Source organism: Oleiphilus sp. HI0132 (assembly GCF_001635845.1).
In genome coordinates this window covers 1-844 of sequence record NZ_LWGJ01000376.1, presented here as the reverse complement: position 1 = coordinate 844, position 844 = coordinate 1, and the positions used below count along the sequence as shown (strand labels likewise).

2 protein-coding genes are annotated in these 844 nt (G+C 43.6%); both read left to right on the top strand.

Features of this window, described 5'->3' with window-relative positions:
* The coding region (locus A3766_RS04615) for an acyl-CoA desaturase (RefSeq protein ID WP_197479321.1) at window positions 1-298 on the top strand (298 nt) is incomplete at its 5' end.
* 15 nt (window positions 299-313) lie between these two features.
* On the top strand, window positions 314-769 hold the full coding sequence (locus A3766_RS04610; RefSeq protein ID WP_082865183.1) for a nuclear transport factor 2 family protein: 456 nt from the start codon (window positions 314-316) through the stop codon (window positions 767-769).
* Window positions 770-844: the final 75 nt, after the last annotated feature.

Here is an 844-nt window from a genome sequence, read left to right as displayed (position 1 = left end):
CACCTTCACCATTAACTCTCTTGGTCACGTATGGGGATCAAGGCGCTTTGAGACAAAAGACCAAAGTCGGAATAATGCTTTCCTTGCACTGCTTACCCTGGGAGAAGGCTGGCACAACAATCATCACCGCTTTGCCGTCTCTGCAAGGCAGGGTTTCTACTGGTGGGAGATTGATATTTCTTACTTGATACTGCGTCTATTGAGCTTTTTTAGAATTATTTCTGATCTGAACCCTGTGCCTTCTCGTATCCTAGAAGAAGGTAGACAAAAACGTTCAAGCATAAACGTTCATACTTAAAAAGGCACAATCATCATGTCAGTCGTCGTTATAAAGTCAGAAACACCCGCTAATGTTGTAGAGCGATTCAAGCACCTCTTCCACACGCTCGATGCGAATAACTGCGATAGTGGAATCATTGAAGCAGTCTACGAACCAGACGTATTATTCGAAGATAGCTTTCATCGGATAGAAGGCGTAGCTAACTTTCAAGGGTACTGCGCGTCACTGTATCAGAACTTACTTTCCTGCCAGTTCACCTTCCATGACCAGTGGGTTAAAGACAATGATGCCATGTTAAATTGGACCATGAAATATGCTCACCCGAAGCTAAATAAAGGCAGAATAATCACGATTGAAGGGGCAAGCCTAATACGTTTCAACGACAAAGTGTACTACCACAGAGACTACTTTGATGGCGGGCAATTGCTCTATGAGCACATACCGGTCATGGGGAAACTTATCCAAACTCTAAAATATTTTATGAAGTAGCAGGAGCCGACAATGCTGAATGATATTGAACGTATTTGGGTAATTGGTGCTAGCACCGGGATTGGAAAAGCGCTC